General features: G+C 66.1%; 3 protein-coding genes and 1 pseudogene. 2 read left to right on the top strand and 2 right to left on the bottom strand.

The features are described from left to right. Window positions 1-867, bottom strand: an 867-nt coding sequence (locus AC1VAN_RS17510) for an amidohydrolase family protein (RefSeq protein WP_480986311.1), incomplete at its 3' end; no start/stop codon positions are given. A 208-nt stretch (window positions 868-1,075) separates the two neighbouring features. Here AC1VAN_RS17510 and AC1VAN_RS17505 point away from each other — a divergent pair. Both AC1VAN_RS17505 and AC1VAN_RS17500 read left to right on the top strand, forming a co-directional pair. Further along, entirely contained in the window at window positions 1,076-1,633 is a 558-nt protein-coding gene (locus AC1VAN_RS17505; RefSeq protein ID WP_025876554.1) for a DUF3228 family protein, read from the top strand. Between the two features lie 98 nt (window positions 1,634-1,731). Beyond that, window positions 1,732-2,361: an energy transducer TonB gene (locus tag AC1VAN_RS17500; RefSeq protein WP_312962710.1), complete on the top strand. Its 630-nt coding sequence runs from the start codon at window positions 1,732-1,734 to the stop codon at window positions 2,359-2,361. Between the two features lie 92 nt (window positions 2,362-2,453). Here the strand turns inward: AC1VAN_RS17500 and AC1VAN_RS17495 are convergent. After that, window positions 2,454-2,766, bottom strand: a pseudogene (locus tag AC1VAN_RS17495) (hypothetical protein); the annotation flags it as partial.

Genomic DNA, 2,766 nt, shown 5'->3' with positions numbered 1-2,766 from the left:
GGTGACATGAGTGGGCACGAAGGCGCTGCCGCTGGCCTGCATCAGCGCGAAGGCGGCCTTGCACCTTGCAGGCGCATAGCTGTCCACCAAGTGCTCGGCCAAGGCTGTCGGGTCTTCACCTTCCAGCGTCCCGCTGCGCCATGCAGCTGCGGAGCCGGAGCAGTGGCGAACGAACAGATGCGCGTGTTCAAAGCTGTGCTGTCCGGCCTGCAGTGCCTCTTCCAGCGCCACCGCCCTGGGCAGGTGGCCCACCAGCGGACGATGCAGTTGCCGCGCCTCGGCAGCCAGCCGTTGGTAGGTATCCGGGCGCAGCCGGTTGTAGACCTTCAGTGCATCCACGCCGCGCTCGGCGTACTCACGCGCGCGACGGACGGCGTCCTGTGGTGCCAGCGCAGGGTCTTCGAAGTAGAAGCTTGCCACCTGCACGAATCGCGGCGCGGTCAACGTGCCAGCGATGGCCTGTGCGCTCCAGCGACGCTTCTCAGCGACGCAGGCGATCAGCGGATCGGTCGGCTGCGGGCAGTCCATCATGTCGCGGGTGCCGGTGATGCCGTTGGCCAGCATCAACGGGAACTGCAGTTGCGGAGACAGCTGCAGTGCGTGGGTATGCATGTCCCAGAAGCCAGGCAGCAGCCAGCGGCCACCGGCGTCGAATACGTGCAAGGTGGCGTCGTGGGGGCCATTGCCGATGGCGATGATGGTGCCGTTGCGCACCGTTACAGTGGTGGGCGCGCTGGCAACGCCGTTCTGCACGTCCACCACCCGCGCATTGATGATCACCCGGCTGTTGCCGACATCGGGCGGCGGCGGCGCTGGCAACGGCCAGATCAGGGCGGCAGCGAACAGCAGGGGCGGAGCGAGAAGCACAGCCGCTACTGCCTTAAGCAGAGGCCGTTGGTGTGATCGAGGGGAAGGGGACAACGCGCGTGCTGCATCCATGAGCCTGCAATCCCTACGGTGGGTCGAAGGCAGGGTGGGGCAAGTCCGGTTCGGATGCCAGTGACTCTCGGCCTGCTCCCCTTGCACCGCCGGTGGCGGTTACCCTGTGCAGCGGATTCTTCGATCACGTCGCGCCATGTCCATCGTCCTCACCGATTTCGCCCGCCCCCGCCTGTTCCCGCGCGTACCGCGCGGCAACACCATCCAGGACTGCAGCGCCGAGCAGTTCCAGGCGCATCTCAACGCGCACCCGCCGCTGAAGGTGCTCGATGGCTATGCACCGTTCTGCAAGCTGTTCGTCTATGAGAACTGGACCAGCACGCGCTGCCTGACCGTGCCGGTCACCGATGCCAACCGGCACCTGCTGCGCAGCGGCTACGAGGCGCGCAACCGTGAGGAACTGCCGGTGCTGGTGCGCTGGTTCGAGGGCGTGGAATCGCCACGGGCCAATTACTTGGTGGTGATCCTGTACAGCGCCGAGCAGCTGGCCAAGGAAGGTTCACCCATCGATGCGGACTGGGGCATCGTCGGCTGCATCTATACCGCCGAGCCGGAAGAAGTGCCGATGGCGCCGATCACCATGATGCGCAATGCGCTGGGCGTGGAGGAGGGTGGTTCGGGCGTGCCGCTGGACCGCGAAGCCTATCAGCGCGCGGTGGCGTTCTGGGAGAACAACGCCAACTGGCGGCCGTGAGAACACAGCATCGCGATGCGCGTCAGCGCACTGCGATGTGAAATCCGCTGCGGCCACCGCGGGATACGATGCTGTTTCCATCACAGCAGGAAGCAACGATGACGATCAGAACGTGGATGCCGTTGGCGGTGGCGCTGGGCGCCTTGCTGGGTTCAGCCGAGAGTTCAGCCCAGCGTTACGATGCCAACGCCGCATGCGGTGGATTGAGCAACGCGGCATCGATCCAGGATGTGGGCGTCAGCAGCATGGAGGCGCGTGCCCAGCAAGGGCGCTGCACGCTGCACGTCGTGGCTGCGGATGCGGAAGCGCTGGTGCGCCAGCAACGCATGCTGGAAGCGGTGTCGATGGCGGTATGCAAGGCCGCTGCGGAACCTCAGCCGTCCGCGCAGCCGCTGTCACTGGTGCTGCGATTCCCTGCGCGCTGCCCGCTGTCGTCCAAGGCGACACTGTTCCCTGCGGCCAGCGGCAACTGGAGGCGTGAATTCCCCGAGTACCCCTCTGCGGCTGTACGTGACGGGTTGCAGGGCAAAGTGCAGCTGAAGGCGCTGGTGAACGAGGACGGCAGGATTGTCGCGGCCGTGGTACGCGTGTCCAGTGGTCACGCGGTGCTGGACGCGGCAGCGGCCAAGGGGCTCCGCTCGTGGGCCATGCAACGCGACGCGCAACAGCCCGCGTTGCCCGCCATGAGTGTGATGGACGTGCCGGTGACCTTTGCTCTCAACGAATGAAGGACGTGCTCTCCTGGCTTTCGTAGCGGGAGCCGGCACAACCAGGCTTGGCGTGGATCCGCCTTCGCAGTAGAGCCACGCCACGCGTGGCTTCAATCAATGGCGAGCAAGGTCCACTCCCACCACGGGTAGTGGTACTCACGGTCGGTGGCATCCCAGTGCTGGCCGCAGCAGGTGCAGGCCACCCGATGGCGGTCGCCCCAGCCATCCTCGGCCACGCCCTGTTCCAGCAGCCGCACATGGCTCTGCTCGATGAGCCGGCGTGGGTCGAAGAACAGGTAATCCGGATACAGCGCGCACAGGCAGCCTTTGCGCTCACGCCAATAACGCAGGCGGCGCAGTGCGGCTTGCAGGTGAACATCGTTGCTGACCAGCGCACCGCCAAGCTGCACGCCCTGGCAGGCC

Source organism: Stenotrophomonas sp. 05L44_2 (assembly GCF_056665995.1).
The sequence above is the reverse complement of the archived record's forward strand: the minus strand, read 5'-3'. Positions and strand labels throughout refer to the sequence as shown.